This is a genomic window from Mucilaginibacter sp. CAU 1740, from assembly GCF_039839285.1.
GTDB lineage: Bacteria > Bacteroidota > Bacteroidia > Sphingobacteriales > Sphingobacteriaceae > Mucilaginibacter.
The window spans coordinates 23,634-41,500 of the sequence record NZ_JBDOQS010000002.1 but is presented as its reverse complement, the minus strand read 5'-3'; the positions used below and the strand labels follow the sequence as shown (position 1 = coordinate 41,500).

Here is a 17,867-nt window from a genome sequence, read left to right as displayed (position 1 = left end):
GAATTACACAAATTTCAAATTCCATCAACTGATAGATTTGTGTAATTCGTTTAATTGTGTTCAGCTTAAAAATCAATTCGTGTAGAAATTACTATCTCGCTTTTAGCCAATAAAAACAAATCAACCTTTTCACTCGCGCAAAAATTCGTGTTAATTCGTTTTAATTCTCGACACCCAAAACGGCATTCGTGTAAAATAAAAAAGGGAGATACAAAAGCATCTCCCCTTTCAATACTATATAAAAACGAGTATTATTCGTTCATGTGCAGCCAATCTTTTTTGGCAAGCAGTTCTTCTTCAGTTTCGCGGATATCTTCGTCGTCAACACAACAATCAACCGGACAAACGGCAGCACATTGAGGCTCATCATGAAAACCTACACATTCGGTACACTTATCAGGTACGATGTAATATATATCGTCGGATAAAGCAGCTTGTGTTTCGTCGGCATTCAGGGTGTTGCCATCGCCAAAATCAATTACGCCTTTTAGGCCGGTACCATCGCTAAAGCGCCATGCTGCACCTGCATCATAAATAGCATTATTAGGGCATTCCGGTTCGCAGGCCCCGCAGTTTATGCATTCATCGGTGATTTTAATCGCCATATTTCTAAATATCTAATAATCTCAATTAACTTTGCGTGCAAATTGCAAGCGTACAAATATAACAAAAAAAGGGTTTGAGGGTTTAGTCCCCTAACATATATATGTCAAAAATTAATATAAAACATTCAATAAATTCATTTACTGAGTTGGGCAGGCAGCTTTTAACGCCCGATGCGGCCTTAAGCAGCCTTATAGATAATGAGCAATACCACAATGCATGGTTCACACCGGCCAGCGTAGCCGAAGCAGTAACAGCCATTGGCAAAATGCTGAACGAGAAAGATCTGGAAGCATGGTTTTCAAAATACAACCTTGAAAATGAAAAGCCTGCAAAAAAAGTTGGACTAATCCTGGCCGGCAATATCCCACTGGTTGGCTTTCATGATGTACTGTGCGTAATAGCAACAGGTAATATAGCCTTGATCAAAGCATCATCGCAAGATGCACGGCTGATCAAAGCGGTGTTAGAAAAACTGGTAGCTATAGACGCTTCTTTCGCCGATAGCTACAGCTTTGTTGAACGTTTACAAGGTTTTGATGCTGTAATAGCTACCGGCAGCAACAATAGTTCGCGCTATTTTGATTACTATTTTGGCAAGGTACCCAACATCATCCGCAAAAATCGTAACAGCATTGCAGTATTAAGTGGCAACGAAACGGAGGAACAGCTTTTTGCTTTAGGACATGATATATTGGATTATTACGGCCTTGGTTGCCGTAACGTATCTAAGGTATTGGTACCCGAAGGCTATGATTTTACCTTCTTTTTCGAATCGATAGAGAATCATAAAGCCATCATCAATCACCATAAATACAATAATAATTACGACTACAATAAATCCATTTATCTGGTTAATGGCGATAAGCATTTCGACAACGGATTTTTAATGGTTAAGGAAGATGACAGGCTGACATCACCACTGTCAGCATTGTTTTTTAACTACTATCATGATGTGACAGATGCCGAAAACATCATCAGCCAAAACACCGAAAACATCCAGTGCGTAGTAAGCGGATTACCGTTGCAGATCCCTAACCAGGTAGTAACATTTGGCCAAAGCCAGCAACCCGCGTTATGGGATTATGCCGATGGCGTAGATACGATGGAATTTTTGTCAAATCTTTAAATAAACAATACCTTTGGGGGAAAGGGTCATTTGCTGCCCGTCATTGGGTCATTAAGTCATTGAAAAAGCTTGATAAATCATGCAAGGCAATGACTTAATGACGCGAAGCAAATGACTCAATGACCAAAACAAGATGTATATCATAAAAGTAAAAGGCGTTGCCAAAATACCTGATTATGTGCAGCTGAGGGACGATAAGTTTACCTTGCTGGCGTATTTTAGGGTCGACAGGCCTGATAAATCGCTGGATAAGGTGGGATTGGCTGATAAGGCCGAGCAGATCATGAATATTATCAAGGATTTGCCTTTTGGGCAGATCTTAAAATTAGAGCTATAAAATACAATGATTGGAAATTCGATAATAAAGCTAAACAACGTTGATATTTTTCAACAGGCACACCTTGTACTCAGTAACGTTAACCTGCATGTTGATAAAGGTGATTTTGTTTGGCTGATAGGTCAGACAGGATCAGGAAAAAGTAGTTTACTAAAGGTAATTTATGGCGATCTGGGTATTAAAGCCGGTACCGGCCATGCTTGTGGCTATGAGCTGAGCAAGTTACCAGGTCGTGATATCCCCTACCTGCGTCGTAAGTTGGGCATTGTTTTCCAGGATTTCCAATTACTAACCGATCGCACCATCGAACAAAACCTCAACTTTGTGATGCGCGCCACCGGCTGGACAGATAAAAAACTGATTTCGGAAAAAGCACTCGACGTATTAGAAAAAGTAGGTCTGCGCTCTAAGCTAAAAAAAATGCCGCATGAACTTTCAGGCGGCGAGCAGCAACGTGTGGTAATTGCCCGCGCCCTGCTTAACGACCCCGAAATTATCCTGGCCGACGAACCGACCGGTAACCTCGACCCTGAAACATCCGAAGAAATTGTACTGCTGCTGAAACAGATCAGCCAATCGGGCACTGCCGTACTGGTAGCTACGCACGATTATCACATTATCCGTGCTTTCCCTTCGCGCATTATCAAATGCGAGAACGGTAAGGTTTTGGAAGACGTGGAAATCTAATAAGATGATATAAAATACGTCATTGCGAGGTACGAAGCAATCGCACGGAGGCAGATCCGCCCTGTATAGTTCGCGATTGCTTCGTGCCTCGCAATGACGTATTCTGAGAAGGCCAATCCGCTGATTTGGCGGACACCCTGCCACCCTTGCTTAAATTTATTGAATACCACTGACAGCTTGACCGCTTTGCGGTTATGGCAGGATACTTGATTGGCACTACGTGCTATGAAATTTAACGATATGTTGAAAAAAAAGAAGCCGGTGAATACTAATAATACTGAAAATATAAACGACGTGAACAACGAGGAACTACAAAACGAAGGGCAGGAACAAGCCCCCGAAACTGAAGCTACCGAAACACAACAGGAAGCTGCCACACCTACTGCCGAAGAAAAATTAAAAGACGAATTGGCACAGGCTAATGACAAGTACTTGCGTTTATATGCCGAATTTGATAATTTTAGAAGGCGTACCATTAAAGAACGCGAAGAAGCCCGCAAAACCGAAGGTAAAGATGTTATTGTAGCCCTTTTACCTGTACTTGACGATTTTGAACGCGCGCAACGTGCCATGGAAAAAGCTACCGAAGTTGCTCCTGTTAAAGAAGGTGTGGCTTTGATCCAGCACAAACTAAAAAATATTTTAGGACAAAAAGGCCTTAAAGAAATGACATCAATAGGCACTGCCTTTGATGCCGACCTGCACGAAGCCATCACCAATATCCCTGCCCCTACTGATGACCAGAAAGGCAAGGTAATTGACGAAATGGAAAAAGGCTACACCTTGAATGATAAGGTAGTTCGCTTTGCCAAAGTAGTGGTAGGCGCGTAACACGATTTCGGATTTGGGATGTTCGATGTCGGATTTATTCTTGAGCGGGCTTCCTATCCTGATCTTACACAATTGAGTACAATAACAAATCCGAAATCGAAATTTCGGAATCCGAAATTTTAAATACTATGGCTAAAAGAGATTATTACGATGTGCTTGGGGTTGCGAAGGGCGCCAGTGCTGATGATATAAAGAAAGCATATCGTAAAATGGCTATCAAATATCACCCGGATAAAAACGAAGGTGATAAAGAGGCTGAAGAAAAGTTTAAAGAAGCTGCCGAAGCTTATGAAGTACTGAGCAACGCTGAGAAGCGTCAGCGTTATGATCAGTTTGGTCACGCGGCCAACGCCTCATCGGCCAGTGGTGGCGGTTACGGCGGTGGCGGCATGAATATGGACGACATATTCAGCCAGTTTGGCGATATTTTTGGCGGCGGCAGTCCGTTTGAAGGTTTCTTTGGCGGTGGTCGTCAAAGCGGTGGCGGTGGCAGGCGTGTAGCCCGCGGCAGCAACCTGCGCATTAAAGTGCGTTTAACGCTGGAAGAAATTGCTAATGGCGCCGAGAAGAAAATTAAGGTTAACAAACAGATCATCTGTAAAACCTGCGATGGCAGCGGCGCTAAAGATAAATCATCGTTCCAAACCTGTAAAACCTGTGGTGGCTCGGGCGCGGTGCGCAGGGTAACCAATACCATTTTGGGCCAGATGCAAACTACCAGCACCTGCCCTACTTGTAACGGCGAAGGCTCAACCATACTGTCAAAATGTAATGTTTGTCATGGTGATGGCGTAGTGCGCGGCGAAGAGCTGATCACTATCCAGGTGCCTGCCGGTGTTAGCGAAGGCATGCAGTTAAGCATGAGCGGCAAAGGTAACGCGGCCCCACGTGGCGGTGTTCCCGGCGATCTGATCATCCTGATTGAAGAAGTACCTCATGAAACTTTAAAACGTGATGGCAACAACGTGATCTATGATCTGCATGTAAACTTTGTTGATGCTACCTTAGGTACATCTGTTGAAGTGCCAACCATCGACGGTAAAGCAAAAATCAAAATTGACCCGGGTACACAAGGCGGTAAAATTCTGCGCCTTAAAGGCAAAGGTTTACCAGAAGTAAACTCATACCACCGCGGTGACCAGTTGGTGCACATCAACATCTGGACACCAAAAGCACTAAGCCGCGAAGAGCGCGAGATATTGGAGAAATTACAAGGTTCACCAAACTTTAAACCTAATCCGGGCAAGAACGAGAAAAGTTTCTTTGAGCGGATGAAGGAATATTTTGAATAACGCTTAAGGCTGAAAGCCGAAAGCGAAAAGCTTTAAAGGCCCGGAGTTTTAACTTCGGGCTTTTTTGTTATTTTAGATCAACAAAACTTTATCGCAAGTGGCTTTTCAGTATGAAAGTAAACTCCAAATCTGTTCTTCTCCCCATTATTGTTACCATCGTTTATGCTATTCTGATATTAGCATCTATTATAATCAGGCTTGGCAACGCTATCCCGCCCAAACCTTTGATTGCAGCTATTGAAGTAACCTATATTTTGCCAATTATCTACGCGGTCATTGTATTGAAACATCTCAACGAAAAAAAGCTCACGGTATCTATTTACACCTTTTATATCTTCTTCGACATAGCATTGGTGTTTTATTATTTCCTGAGTAAACCCAGTCCTGTTCAATATGTAGTTTACGTTGTTTTGGGTGCTTTAAGTGTTACCATGATCAATGTATTGATCATCCAGGCGTTTAATTTAAAAACCCGGCAATTGGTTAGGCCTTTCTGCGTTTATGGGTTTGTTTTTCTGTTGATAGCCTTTCTCAAATTAGTAGGTCTTTTAGTCATGATCAGCTACTATGGCAAAACAGTTTTTGCTGCCTCCATTCCAGCCGAAATACTTTTACCGTTAGCTATGCTATACATGTTTTTCGGGATAAAAAAATATCTTAAAAGCGTTGAGGCTGATCAGGCATCGTCGTTATCTTCAAATAATGAAGAAGAAATTAGCTTGTAGACTGGATAATATAATAACAGACTAATAACTACTTGAAAACACCATACGAAACCCAAGCCGAACAATTAGCAAAAGCCATTGATATTGTGACAGAAGCATTTAAAACCTATCCTCCAAAAGATTGGAGTGAGAGTAATATCCAGCATGTTATCAAAGTATATTTTGATTGGAAAGAAACGGCTTTGAACCCAAAGCCTGCTTTTAAAAATAAAAAGAGCTTAGCTTATCTCATTAATGATACTTTCACTTACTTTCAGGAAAGCTCAGGAAAAACAGTCGAATATTTTTGGCAAGAGGTAGTTAAACATAACCTTCCCTTTAAAAGAGAGAATAAACTATCTAAAATTCTGAAAAGGAAAAGGATAAAAAATGATATTGAATACGATTTTATAACAGACGTATTTGTGCCTTACCGGCAAGAAGGGTTACTAACCGAGGATGAGATGACATTATTAAATGAATTATTGGGTCAATACGAAGCAAAAAACAAAACCACTTAGTATTCAATAATCAGATATTCTGCCCACTTTAACTTTCTCCACCCGGATATTTTCCGTTAATTAGGCATATGCCTCTAAAATTCAAATCCCTCCCCCTGCTTTCTTTACTTTTTGGCGGAGCCTATACAAGTGCCCAAACCGCTTCCATCAGCAATAATTATCAAACTGAAGCTGGTGTACCCAAACTCAACATCGAGCGGAGCATGATCTACACGCCCGATCAGGATTGGCTTTACAATCACCACGCATCCATTATTCATTTTAAGGATAGGTTTGTGGCCATCTGGAGCAACGGTATTAAAGATGAAGATTCGCCGGGGCAAAGGGTGGTTTATGCTACTTCGAAAGATTTTAAGCAATGGTCGCCGGTAAAAGCCCTTGCGGAACCGGGGAAGATCAACGATACCCTAACCGTGCTCACCGCCGCAGGCCTATATCAATATAAAGGAACATTAGTAGCCTATTATGGCGACTATGATAAGCACCGCAATAACACCCACCTATGGGCCAAAACCAGCACCGATGGCGAACACTGGAGCGAACCACTGGATATGCACCTGCCCGTTGTACCCAATCACGGACCAGAAGTTACCAACAGCGGCCGCCTCATCATCAGCGGGAACTTTACTTTTCCATACACTGATGATCCGCACGGACTATCTGGCTGGAAACTAAGCAGCTTTTATCCCGATTCGCTTTATAAACAGGATAACCCGGCCATGTTTTACTCCCCGGCTGCAAAATCGGGCTTGCCGCCGCTTTGCGAGGGATCGTTTTTTCAAACAGATGATAATGAGCTACACATGCTGTTACGGGTAACCGGCAAAGGCTGGAAAGGCCGTTTATGGCTTACCGAAAGTAAGGACAACGGCCAAAGCTGGTCGCGACCTTTGCAAGCGCCTTTTTCTGACAATGACAGTAAGTTTCACTTCGGTCGGTTGCCTGATAAGCGCTTTTATTATGTAGGCATCCCGGATACATTGAACCATTATGATCGTAACCCGTTGGTGTTATCACTCTCGAAAGACGGCAAATCGTTCGATCAAAATTACATCATCGCCAACGAGCTTTATCACCTTAAAAAAGAAGGACTTTGGAAAGGCGGACAATACGGCTATCCGCATACCATTATTTATGATGGCTATATGTATGTGATCATATCCCGCCAAAAAGAAGCTATCGAAACGTTACGGTTTAGTTTAAAGCAATTAAAGTAGAAGATCTGTAGATATTGAAAAATTAAAAACGACGCTATTGAATTAAAACAATAGCACCGTTTTTTTATTTCATTAAACAACCATGTTTAAATCGGCATGGCTAATTATTGGATACCTTTTACTTTAAAATTAAACCTACCCTGCTCATGAAACCAACCCGCGATACCGCCTTTTTAACCATCGCAACAGCCGTTATAAGCACTATATCTGTTTTCGTAATCCATTTTACGCAACATATGTCGTTATTAATTCCTGCTGCTTTCAGGTATGCGATATCATTTATTCCGGTAGTATGCTTTGCCTGGTTCATCATTTTTGTAATTAGTATTTTAAAACACACCCGCGAAAAGGCTTTTGTAGTTAACATTTTCATTATCTACTTAGCTTATAGCGTGCTGCAGCACATAATTAATATTGGCATCGGTGTGTTAGGTATTGGGGCCGAAAAAATAATGGCTTACTACCAAATAATTGGTGTTATCAATTTACTGACCGTGATATTACTTGTCGTGGCCGTATTTACACTCAGCGAAACCGAATACCGCTTGCCGCTGCGTGTTTTCGCATTTAGCGAGCTGTTTATCATGGTATTTTATATGGTGGCACCTATGCTACTATCTTATATCAACACAAATGACTTTATTACCTATTATCAATATATGGGTTTCGCGTACGTGGTGGTTCCGGCGGCGGAGTTGTATGTAGCTATAACCGCGTTAAACATTATCAGTAATCAGCCATTGCAAAAACCATTTTACGAGATGGAGAAACCCGAATGGCCGCCATACGACAAACCGGGCGTGTAACATTTTTTGCTTAGCTTTATCTAATAAGCAAAATACAGCTACATAAACCTTAATAAATGCTAAGCATCCGCAACATTGTTAAACAATACGCCGGTCACCGGGCTTTAAGCGATGTAAGTTTGGAAGTTGAAAGCGGGCAAATTTTCGGTCTGCTTGGCCCTAATGGGGCCGGTAAAACTTCACTTATCCGTATTGTTAACCAGATAACCGCGCCAGACTCGGGCGAAGTTTATTTTAACGGCGAAAAACTAAACCAATCGCACATAGAACGTATCGGTTACCTTCCCGAAGAACGTGGATTGTACAAAAAAATGGAGATCGGCGAGCAGATGATCTACCTGGCCCGCCTAAAAGGCCTAAGCCGTGCCGAAGCGCAAAAACGCCTTAAATTTTGGTTCGAGAAGCTGGGGATGGAAACCTGGTGGAAAAAAAAGATCGAAGAACTATCAAAAGGCATGCAGCAAAAGGCCCAGTTTGTGGCTACAGTAATGCACGAACCGGATTTGATCATCCTCGATGAACCTTTCAGCGGTTTCGACCCGGTAAATGCCGAATTAATTAAAGATGAGATCCTGGAGCTGAATGAAAAAGGCGCTACCATCCTGTTCTCCACCCACCGTATGGAATCTGTCGAGGAGCTTTGCGATGCCATCGCCCTCATCAATAAATCGCACAAAATACTGGATGGTAAGGTTAAAAATATCCGCAACTCGTATCGAAACGAAACCTACTTTGTAGAGTACGCTGGTGAGCAAATTAATTTTGATGGCAACCAGCCTTTCGAGGTAGTGAACCAAACCACCAGCGATGACAGCCACACCATTAAAATAAAACTCACCGAAGGGCATAACTCCAACGATGTTTTGCAATACCTTATCCCGAAGGCTCGGGTAAATATGCTGCAGGAGGTTATCCCGAGCATGCACGAGATCTTCATCGAAAAAGTAAACCTAAACTCCACCGGCCATGAATAAAGTACTACTCATTATACAGCGCGAATACCTAACCCGTGTGCGCAAAAAATCGTTCATCGTAATGATATTTGTGGTGCCGTTGCTGATATTGGTTATGGGCTTTGTGATCAAATTAGTTGCCGAGGACAGCGACAAGATCTCGTCACTACAAACCGTTAACGTAATTGATAAAAGCGGTGTTTTTGTGCATAAATTCCACGACGATAAGAATATCAAATTCAATTACGCGCTAACCGATCTTAAATCATCTAAAGAGATCCTGAAAAACAGCGAGGGTATTTCTATATTATATATTCCGGCTAATTATCTTCAGAAAGATTCGGTACAGATCTTTTCTAAAAAGAAGGCATCCCTCCCACTTGCCGATGGTATTGAAAAGCAGATGAACGAGATAGCTTTTGCCGATAACCTGCTTAAGCACAATATTGATCCGGCATTGCTGGCTTCCATCAAAAAAACCAACATATCGTTAAACGCGGTTGAAATATCCGATAAGGGTGATAAAAATGCCAACATCGGCCCCAATATTTTAATAGGCATCGCTTGCGCTATATTCATTTATCTATCCCTGTTTATTTACGGCGGACAGGTTATGCGCGGCGTTATTGAAGAGAAAACAAACCGCATTATCGAGGTGGTAATATCATCAGTGAAACCATTTCAATTAATGTTGGGCAAAATTATCGGCGTTGGTTTAGTTGGCTTAACGCAGTTTAGCGCCTGGATTATTTTATCTGCTATATCTACTAAAATTGCCGGGCATTCATTCAATACGCCAGGCAGTGGACTGTTTAGTGCCCTCCAGGTGATACAGACGATTCCATTTGGTTTTATTTTAGGTTGTTTCCTGTTTTATTTTTTAAGCGGATACCTGTTATACGCGGCGTTGTTTGCGGCAGTAGGGTCGGCTGTTGATAGCGAAACCGAAACGCAGCAGTTTATGTTCCCGATAACGTTGCCTCTGTTGTTTACTTACATTTTAGCAGTGTCGGTACTTTTCCGCGCTCCTGATAGTCCATTGGCCGTATGGTTATCCATGATCCCATTCACTGCCCCCGTAGCCATGATGGTAAGGATCCCGTTTGAGCCGCCGGTATGGCAAATAGCCGTATCCATGTGCCTGATGGTGATCGCGTTTTTATTTACTACGTATATCGCCGCGCGGATCTACAGGGTTGGCGTGCTGATGTATGGCAAAAAAGCAAGCTTTAAAGAAATGGCAAAATGGTTTTTTTATAAAGAGTAGTTTTGATTTCGGATATCGGAATTTCGATTTCGGATTTAAAGAACAAAATCCCCGGCGATGGTTAAACATTTTCGGGGATTATTTATTTTAGCCCCATGAGTAAACGCGTTGCAGTAATGGACTTAGGTACAAACACCTTCCATTTATTGATTGCCGAGGGCGAAGGCCATAATTACCACGAAATAGTGCACATTACCCAAGCAGTTAAACTTGGCGAAGGCGGTATAAACAAAGGTTACATTATCCCCGAAGCCTTTCAACGCGGTGTTGATACCATGAAGCATTTCCAGGAGTTAATAAGTGCCAACAATGCCACTCATGTTCGGGCTATTGCCACCTCGGCGCTGCGCAATGCATCTAACGGGAATGATTTTGTTAAGGCGGTACAGGATCAGACCAGTATAGCTATTGAAATTATTAATGGCGAGCAGGAAGCCGGTTTTATTTACCAGGGTGTAAAACTTAGCGGCTGTCTTTCGGCAAAAACATCGTTGGTTATGGATATTGGCGGAGGCAGCGTGGAGTTTATTTTGGGCAATGCCGATAAAATAATCTGGAAGCAAAGCTTTGAAATTGGCGCTGCCCGTTTGTTGGACCAGTTTCATCGTACAGACCCTATCCCCCCCGCATCTATCGAAGCGCTGAATTTATACCTCGAAGATACCCTGAACGATCTGTTTATCGCTACCGCGGATATTGAAATAGATACGCTGATAGGTTCGTCTGGCGCGTTCGAAACCTTTGCCGGGTTGATCGCATCCGGAAAAGGAAAACCGCTTGATCTGAAAACCATTCAGCGTTATGATTTTAATGAAGATGAACTATTAACACTCACTAATACCATCATCCTCTCCAACCACCAACAACGCGCTACCAACCCGGGTATTATCCCTGTTAGGGTTGATATGATCGTGTCTGCATCGCTTATAACCCGTTTTATTATGCATGCGTTGGAAATTCATAAAGTGAGCATGTGCACCAATTCATTAAAAGAAGGTGTTTTGGCGGGGATGTTGGGCGAATAATTAATGTCCGTTAAAGTTCACCATTCCCACACAGGTTGAAAAACCGATAACCAAAACTATCAGTGCGCTCAGCAACCACGCCCAGCTGCGGTTAACAATTGCCAGCACTATACCAACCAACACATGAATGCCGATCAAAAACATATCTAATATAGCCGCGCCATCTTTTGCGCCCAGTTCGCATAAAATGGTGTAAGCCGCAAACACCGCCATATTTATCCCAACTATCTTCATTGAAGAAGGTTTCTTCGGCTTATGATCCAATAGAAAACGCCCGGGATCGGGGTTACCATCTTGATGAGGAGGTATGTTTGTTTCGTCCATATTGTTCAAATTAGTTCATTAACTATCTACCTAAAATACTCCACCGTAAATACAGGTAGAAAAGCCAATGGCCAATACCATAAAAGCACTTAATAACCAAACCAAATCTCGCTGCGCGGCAGCTACAATGAGGCAAACCAGCACTTGCAAACCAACCAGAAAGGCCTCAATAACCAAGGTGGAGATATTGTTGGCCAACTTGCATAACACTGTGTAAATTACGAGCGCCAGTAAATTGAACCCTAATATTTTCAGGTTGTTATTGTTTTTTCTGCGTTCTTCATCAGGCTGTATCCGGCCGGTGTTTGTTTCGCTGCTCATATCGCCATCTCCTCCCTTAATTGCTCCAGGTATTCGCGTTTATCGTCGCGGTAAAACAGGTTCATGGTTTCAAACGGGATGATCTGCAAATCTTTATTTACGATATGCACGCACGATTTTTTGATGGCCCGCACATCAAAGTTATGGGCATCAATAAACTGCATAATAATTACCCTGAACAGGTTATCATAACCCAGGTTAGGCGCATCTATTTCGGGCAGACAACATAGCAACGAATGCAGGTGCTCTTTAGCCTTATCAACCGAATTACCTGTGCTAAACATATTGAGCAAATGCCCTTTCAAACGCTCGTCGTTCTCATAAACAATGGTGTTTTTCGAGTTATCCAGCAAATCGTCCGGGTTGATCATCCGGGTAAGGGGGATCACCTCACCTGCTATTTTGAGGGCATACCCCATCACCAGCGCATCGGGATTGCAAGGCACCGGGATCAGGTCGTTTTTATTAAATATCTTAGTTTGCTCGAGTATGGCGTTGCGCACCTCCGTCATGGTGTACCTATCGGTCTGGCTGTTAAAATGATCCAACCTACCGGCCTCTTGTGTGGGCTGCAGCGTTACGCCACGCACGCACGGCTGCTGGAGGGCATATTCAATAATTTTACCTATCTCGTCGGTATTGAGGCCTTTTTGTAAGGTTACCACCAAAGTGGTTGATAGATTGTATTTATTAAGATTTTCGATGGCTTTCAGGCGCACCTCCCGCAGGTCCTCACCCCTTAATTGTTCAAGCGCTTCTTTTTTAAACGAGTCAAACTGCAGGTAAATCTCAAAATCGGGCATGTAGGTGGCCAGGCGTTTTACAAATGCCTCATCTTTGGCTATCCGGATGCCATTGGTATTCACCATCAAGTGTTTGATGGGTTTTGTTTTGGCAATATCCAATATCTCGAAAAACTGCGGGTGCACGGTAGGCTCTCCCCCGCTTATCTGTATAACATCTGGCTCTCCTTCATTAGCTACAACGACATCCAGCATCTGCTTAATTTCGGCAAGGGTGCGGTGACGGCCATAAGTTGGCGACGACATGGCGTAGCATGTGGGGCAGCTCAGGTTACAACGGTCGGTTACTTCAACTACTGTCAGACATGAATGCTGTTCATGATCCTGGCACAGGCCACAATCGTAAGGGCAGCCGTAGTGTGTTTTGGCATTGAACTTTAGTGGCATTTCGCTGCGCTTCGCGTAGTTGCGGCAATTTTTATAATATTCAATATCGGTGGCGATAAGCACTTTTTCAAAACCGTGTTGGCGGCAGTTTTTGTGCATGTACACCTTATCATCTTCAAAAACAATTTTGGCATCCACCCGGCGCAAACAGGTTGAACAAATGCTTAAAGTAAAATCATAATATATATACGGGCGTTCAGGCATGATCTGTAAAGAGGTTTTTATGGTTTAAAAATACTTTATAATAATACAAAATACCGCCGATACAAACCAGCTGAATTACCGACAAACCGAAACTAAAAAAATAATCGGGCTTAATAAACTCTACCAACAGCCTAAAAACAAGGTAACTCACCATAAATATTTTAAACCTTGCACCGTTGGCAAAATGCCGCTTTTGTTCGATGAGTTTCAGCGCCAACCAAAGCATCAGCCAAAAAATAATCTCGTACAAGTTAGTAGGGTGCCTGCGGATGCCGTCGCCAAAGTTGATTGCCCAGGGCAAATTTGAGGCTATACCATAGGTACCATCTTCCAGGCCGGCTAAAAAACAACCTGTACGGCCAACAACCATGGCTAATATTAAGGGATAAACCATCATATCGCCCGATGAAACGGTTACGCCCAGTTGCTTTTTGGTAAGCTCAACCCCAATCAACCCACCAAGCATGCCGCCTACAATGGTTTTATTCCCCATAAAATAAAACAGGTTGAAATGTGAAAACAACTGCGGCGGATTTTCGAAGATCCCCACCATGTGCGAACCTAAAAAGGCCCCTGCCGCCGCGCCGATGAAAATAATGAGGCGATCTTCACTGCTGATCAGATCGTGCGTGTTACGGCGCAGGTAAGTGTAATACCGGTAGCCCAAAAAGTACGATAGCGTTTCGCAAACAAAATGAACCGGTATTGACGACCGGCCTAAAGGGATATTTACAGGGAAGTGCAAGTTTGGCTTTTATAAAGCACTAAAATAAGTTTTTTATTTTATGCCATAGGCGGTGAACAAAAGAGTAGCGTACTGTAATACCTCCCACAAAAACATTTTCCAAGTGCCCCATTGTAAGGTCTTCTGCCATAAGTATCTCAAACTGCTCCCGGTTAGCAATATCGGCAACCCTGATTTCCTGAGTGCCATAACCGATGAAAGATATCCGGAGCGTATCATTTAGAGAAATTTCGGTAAGTTTAAATCTGCCTTCAATATCTGAAACAGCACCTATTGATTTTCCCTTTACCGTAATACCGGCACCTGGCACAACTGAATATTTATCTTTAACTATTCCCTTAACAACATATTGCCCTGATGTATCCTGCTGCAATACTATACCGTCGCTTACCGGACGGGTAAACTGTTGATGCAGGGTTTGATGCTTTTTTTCAGACCTGACAGCCTGCGTTGAAAACAATAATGACGCCACCGCCAAATATGCTTTTAAGTGTAATTTATATTTATTTGCCGACTTGCTATTGATGGCGTTTAGCTGTGCTAAATCCAAGCGACCACATATATCTCCGCTTGAAGCCAGATAGGCAACAATTTCTTTGTTGCTCATTTCCGTAAAATCGATAACTGTTTTGCAACAGTGGTTGCAATAGCGGCCACCATCAAGCGGGGCCATCTGCTGCCATTGCTCATGGCAAGGTTTAGGTATGCTGATGTGTTTAATTGCCATTTTATACTTCCATTTTAAAGATAATAAATTATCGCAACACTGTTTGGATATAGATATTACCTTATGCCTAATTCATAAAGCAATTCCCGGTCTACTTCTTTTTCCTCTTGCTTAATGAGCATTCCTTTAACTGATATGCCGCCTAAAACATGCGAAACGGTATCAGCACTACGAATGATCTGGAAGTTTTTCACCCGATTGAGGCCTGGAGGAACATAGGCGACCTTTCCCACTACACCTTCATCATAAGGCAGGCATAGATATCTGTTTACTTTAGTTATACCGTTTGCAGATACTTTGATATTGAATTTAAGGCTTTTATTAACCACAACCTTGCGTTTTAATGCCCGAACATTCATTGTTGCCGCCTGCTTTGCGCTTTGTTTTTTATGCAACGAATCGATAGGCGACAACAAAGCGGCGTTTGCCTTTGCACCAACTATGGGCGCAAAACCTATCACAGATGCGGCTACCAACATGGCCCTTCTAAAATATCGCCAAGTATTTTTGTCCGGAGTATTGTTCTGCAAGGTCGCTAATTGTTGCTTTTCAAACCTTCCGCAAACATTATGATTAGCCGATAGGTGCGTGATGATCTCTTCGTTACTCATCACACTAAAATCAACCACTGTTTTGCAGCAATGATCGCAATAGCGGCCGTTGCTTTCAGCTGTCATCTGCTGCCATTGCTGGTGGCAAGGTTCGGGGATTGTTATACTTTGAATAGGCTGCATTTTTTGTTGGTTTTACTACAGGATGCAAGCCTTTAAACTATTCCATAAATTATTTTAACTTTTTTGGTAAACCGTTTTTCCAGCCATCCTTTGTATATTGCCTGCTTAATTACACAGCATGAAATTAAAATATATCGGCATTGGTTTACTGTCGGTTTTAACGCTCAGCGCGGTCGCGCAAAAACGGAAACTCAACCCGAACGATACCTCATCAAACTATAACCCGGCCGAAGCTTTCAGGCCCATGTTTTATACCGAAAAGGGCAATGATTACCATTCGCCCAACGGTGCCCCCGGACCAAAATACTGGCAAAACCGCGCCGACTATACGCTGAATGTTAAGTTAGATACAACAAACAAAACCATCAGCGGTACAGCAGTTATCAACTATACCAACAATAGCCCCGATGCACTGCCTTACCTTTGGTTACAGTTGGATCAAAACACCTATAAAAAAGATGCCCGCTCCAACTTTTTTACTGATCGTACACCGGGCCAAAATCAGCATACCGATGGCTACCAGATCGAATCGGTATCCATAGATTATGGCACCGCGGTTAAAGCCGTGCCATTTGTAATTACCGATGCCCGCATGCAGGTACGTTTGGAGCACCCGCTGCAAAAAGGTGCTATTAAATTGCGTATCAAATATCACTATACCATCCCCGGCAACTTTGGCAACCGCACCGACTACTGCGATACCAAAAACGGCAAGATCTACGAAATAGCCCAATGGTTTCCGCGCATGTGCGTTTATGACGATAGCCACGGTTGGGATACGCTTCCATTTTTAGGCAGCGGCGAATTTTATTTAGATTATGGCGATATCGATTATTCGGTTAACGTGCCATGGGATATGATCGTAGCCGGCTCGGGCGAGTTATTGAATCCTAAAGAGGTATTGACTGCCAAACAGATAACCCGTTTGGAGCAGGCCCGCAACAGCGATAAAACCATCATGATCCGTGATCTGGCCGAGGTTAATGATCCTGCCAGTCGCCCGGTTAATAAGGGTACGCTTACCTGGCATTTTAAAATGCTCAACACCCGCGATGTAGCCTTTGGCGCATCGAAAGCCTATATCTGGGATGCTGCGAGGGTTAATCTTCCCGAAGGAAAAAAATCAATGGCCATGAGCGTTTACCCTGCCGAAAGCTACGGCAACGATGCCTGGGGAAGAGCGACTGAATACCTGAAAAAATCGATAGAATATTTTTCGGAAAAATGGTTTGTGTACCCCTACCCGGTTGCTATCAACGAGGCCGGTATTGCCGGTGGTATGGAATATCCGGGTATTGTTTTCGATGGTATTACCGATAAAGGCAGCGTACTTTACTGGGTAACAGCTCACGAAATTGGCCACAACTGGTTCCCGATGATCGTAGGATCAAACGAGCGCCGTTACGGCTGGATGGACGAGGGCTTGAATACCTTTATCGATATCTATGCCTCTGACGCGTTTAACAAAGGTGAATACGCCCCTAAACGCGATAGTGAATACGCGCCTGACGGTGGTAACCCTGCCGATGAGATCATCCCCTCGCTGCTTGATCCGCAATCGCCAAGCATCATGACCGCTCCGGATGCTATCCCCGAAAAATACCGTCACCCGCTTACCTATTATAAACCTGCCTTTGGTTTGGTATTGTTGCGCGAGCAAATTTTAGGGAAAGACAGGTTTGATTATGCCTTTAAAAATTACATTAAGCAATGGGCCTACAAACATCCGCAGCCTGATGATTTTTTCAGATCGATGGAGAACGGCGCAGGCGAAGATCTTTCATGGTTTTGGAAAGGTTGGTTTTATAACAACTGGTTAGTTGATATCGCCTTAACAGATGTTAAATATGCCGGCAAAGATGCTTCAAAAGGCATTACCATTACCGCTGTAAACAAAGAGCAATTGCCGATGCCATTTACGGTTGAAGTGAAATTTAAAGATGGCAGCAAAAAGCGTTTTTACCTGCCGGTTGAAACCTGGCTGCAATACAAACAGATCACCTACACACTACCAACTACACAGGAAGCTGAATCGGTAACGATAGACCCAGATGCCGCCCTTCCCGATCTGAACCGTAAGAATAATACGCTGAAATTATAACTTGTATTCCCAGACTTACGAAGTTTCAAAAACTTCGTAAGTCTTAAATAGTTCCGGCATTCTGCTTTCTCCCGACTCTGATCTTCCAAGTCCGAAACACTATGGTCCGTATTTTATCCTCCGATCAATAGCGTTACCCAAAAGGTAAA

At 43.1% G+C, this 17,867-nt stretch carries 20 protein-coding genes; 13 read left to right on the top strand and 7 right to left on the bottom strand.

Going from position 1 to position 17,867, the window contains the following annotated elements:
* Positions 1-251 precede the first annotated feature (251 nt).
* Entirely contained in the window at positions 252-605 is a 354-nt protein-coding gene (locus AAFN85_RS04610) for a 4Fe-4S dicluster domain-containing protein (protein WP_347525791.1), read from the bottom strand.
* A 101-nt stretch (positions 606-706) separates the two neighbouring features.
* On the opposite strand from AAFN85_RS04610, the gene AAFN85_RS04605 reads away from it, so the two are divergent.
* The 12 genes from AAFN85_RS04605 to AAFN85_RS04550 all read left to right on the top strand — a co-directional run bounded on the left by AAFN85_RS04605 (position 707) and on the right by AAFN85_RS04550 (position 11,372).
* Positions 707-1,732, top strand: coding sequence for an acyl-CoA reductase (locus AAFN85_RS04605; RefSeq protein ID WP_347525790.1), 1,026 nt, complete (start codon positions 707-709; stop codon positions 1,730-1,732).
* A 133-nt stretch (positions 1,733-1,865) separates the two neighbouring features.
* On the top strand, positions 1,866-2,069 hold the full coding sequence (locus tag AAFN85_RS04600) for a fructose-6-phosphate aldolase (RefSeq protein WP_228948731.1): 204 nt from the start codon (positions 1,866-1,868) through the stop codon (positions 2,067-2,069).
* Positions 2,070-2,075: 6 nt separating this feature from the next.
* Positions 2,076-2,756, top strand: coding sequence for an ATP-binding cassette domain-containing protein (locus tag AAFN85_RS04595; protein WP_347525789.1), 681 nt, complete (start codon positions 2,076-2,078; stop codon positions 2,754-2,756).
* 240 nt (positions 2,757-2,996) lie between these two features.
* A complete protein-coding gene (locus AAFN85_RS04590) occupies positions 2,997-3,587 on the top strand; it encodes a nucleotide exchange factor GrpE (RefSeq protein WP_347525788.1) in 591 nt (196 codons plus the stop codon).
* 128 nt (positions 3,588-3,715) lie between these two features.
* Positions 3,716-4,879, top strand: coding sequence for a molecular chaperone DnaJ (gene dnaJ, locus AAFN85_RS04585; protein ID WP_347525787.1), 1,164 nt, complete (start codon positions 3,716-3,718; stop codon positions 4,877-4,879).
* Positions 4,880-4,989: 110 nt separating this feature from the next.
* Positions 4,990-5,604: a hypothetical protein gene (locus AAFN85_RS04580; protein WP_347525786.1), complete on the top strand. Its 615-nt coding sequence runs from the start codon at positions 4,990-4,992 to the stop codon at positions 5,602-5,604.
* 32 nt (positions 5,605-5,636) lie between these two features.
* Positions 5,637-6,104, top strand: coding sequence for a hypothetical protein (locus tag AAFN85_RS04575; RefSeq protein WP_347525785.1), 468 nt, complete (start codon positions 5,637-5,639; stop codon positions 6,102-6,104).
* Between the two features lie 68 nt (positions 6,105-6,172).
* On the top strand, positions 6,173-7,321 hold the full coding sequence (locus tag AAFN85_RS04570) for an exo-alpha-sialidase (RefSeq protein ID WP_347525784.1): 1,149 nt from the start codon (positions 6,173-6,175) through the stop codon (positions 7,319-7,321).
* Between the two features lie 146 nt (positions 7,322-7,467).
* Complete coding sequence (locus AAFN85_RS04565; protein ID WP_347525783.1) at positions 7,468-8,127, top strand: hypothetical protein; 660 nt, start codon at positions 7,468-7,470, stop codon at positions 8,125-8,127.
* 56 nt (positions 8,128-8,183) lie between these two features.
* A complete protein-coding gene (locus AAFN85_RS04560; RefSeq protein WP_347525782.1) occupies positions 8,184-9,101 on the top strand; it encodes an ABC transporter ATP-binding protein in 918 nt (305 codons plus the stop codon).
* On the top strand, positions 9,094-10,347 hold the full coding sequence (locus AAFN85_RS04555) for an ABC transporter permease (protein ID WP_347525781.1): 1,254 nt from the start codon (positions 9,094-9,096) through the stop codon (positions 10,345-10,347). Before AAFN85_RS04560 ends, AAFN85_RS04555 begins: the two co-directional genes overlap by 8 nt.
* A 95-nt stretch (positions 10,348-10,442) precedes the next feature.
* The gene (locus tag AAFN85_RS04550) at positions 10,443-11,372 is read left to right on the top strand and encodes an exopolyphosphatase (RefSeq protein ID WP_347525780.1); all 930 of its coding nucleotides are present in this window, start codon (positions 10,443-10,445) and stop codon (positions 11,370-11,372) included.
* Here the strand turns inward: AAFN85_RS04550 and AAFN85_RS04545 are convergent, their stop codons facing one another.
* The 6 genes from AAFN85_RS04545 to AAFN85_RS04520 form a co-directional block, all read right to left on the bottom strand.
* Complete coding sequence (locus AAFN85_RS04545; protein WP_347525779.1) at positions 11,373-11,696, bottom strand: hypothetical protein; 324 nt, start codon at positions 11,694-11,696, stop codon at positions 11,373-11,375.
* 30 nt (positions 11,697-11,726) lie between these two features.
* Entirely contained in the window at positions 11,727-12,017 is a 291-nt protein-coding gene (locus tag AAFN85_RS04540) for a hypothetical protein (protein WP_347525778.1), read from the bottom strand.
* Positions 12,014-13,411, bottom strand: a complete 1,398-nt coding sequence (locus tag AAFN85_RS04535) for a radical SAM protein (protein ID WP_347525777.1) — start codon at positions 13,409-13,411, stop codon at positions 12,014-12,016. Before AAFN85_RS04535 ends, AAFN85_RS04540 begins: the two co-directional genes overlap by 4 nt.
* Positions 13,404-14,156, bottom strand: coding sequence for a prolipoprotein diacylglyceryl transferase family protein (locus AAFN85_RS04530; protein WP_347525776.1), 753 nt, complete (start codon positions 14,154-14,156; stop codon positions 13,404-13,406). Before AAFN85_RS04530 ends, AAFN85_RS04535 begins: the two co-directional genes overlap by 8 nt.
* A 19-nt stretch (positions 14,157-14,175) precedes the next feature.
* Positions 14,176-14,763, bottom strand: a complete 588-nt coding sequence (locus tag AAFN85_RS04525) for a carboxypeptidase-like regulatory domain-containing protein (RefSeq protein WP_347525775.1) — start codon at positions 14,761-14,763, stop codon at positions 14,176-14,178.
* 176 nt (positions 14,764-14,939) lie between these two features.
* Complete coding sequence (locus AAFN85_RS04520) at positions 14,940-15,617, bottom strand: hypothetical protein (RefSeq protein ID WP_347525774.1); 678 nt, start codon at positions 15,615-15,617, stop codon at positions 14,940-14,942.
* A 118-nt stretch (positions 15,618-15,735) separates the two neighbouring features.
* Here AAFN85_RS04520 and AAFN85_RS04515 point away from each other — a divergent pair, with 118 nt between their 5' ends.
* The gene (locus AAFN85_RS04515; protein WP_347525773.1) at positions 15,736-17,718 is read left to right on the top strand and encodes a M1 family metallopeptidase; all 1,983 of its coding nucleotides are present in this window, start codon (positions 15,736-15,738) and stop codon (positions 17,716-17,718) included.
* Positions 17,719-17,867: the final 149 nt, after the last annotated feature.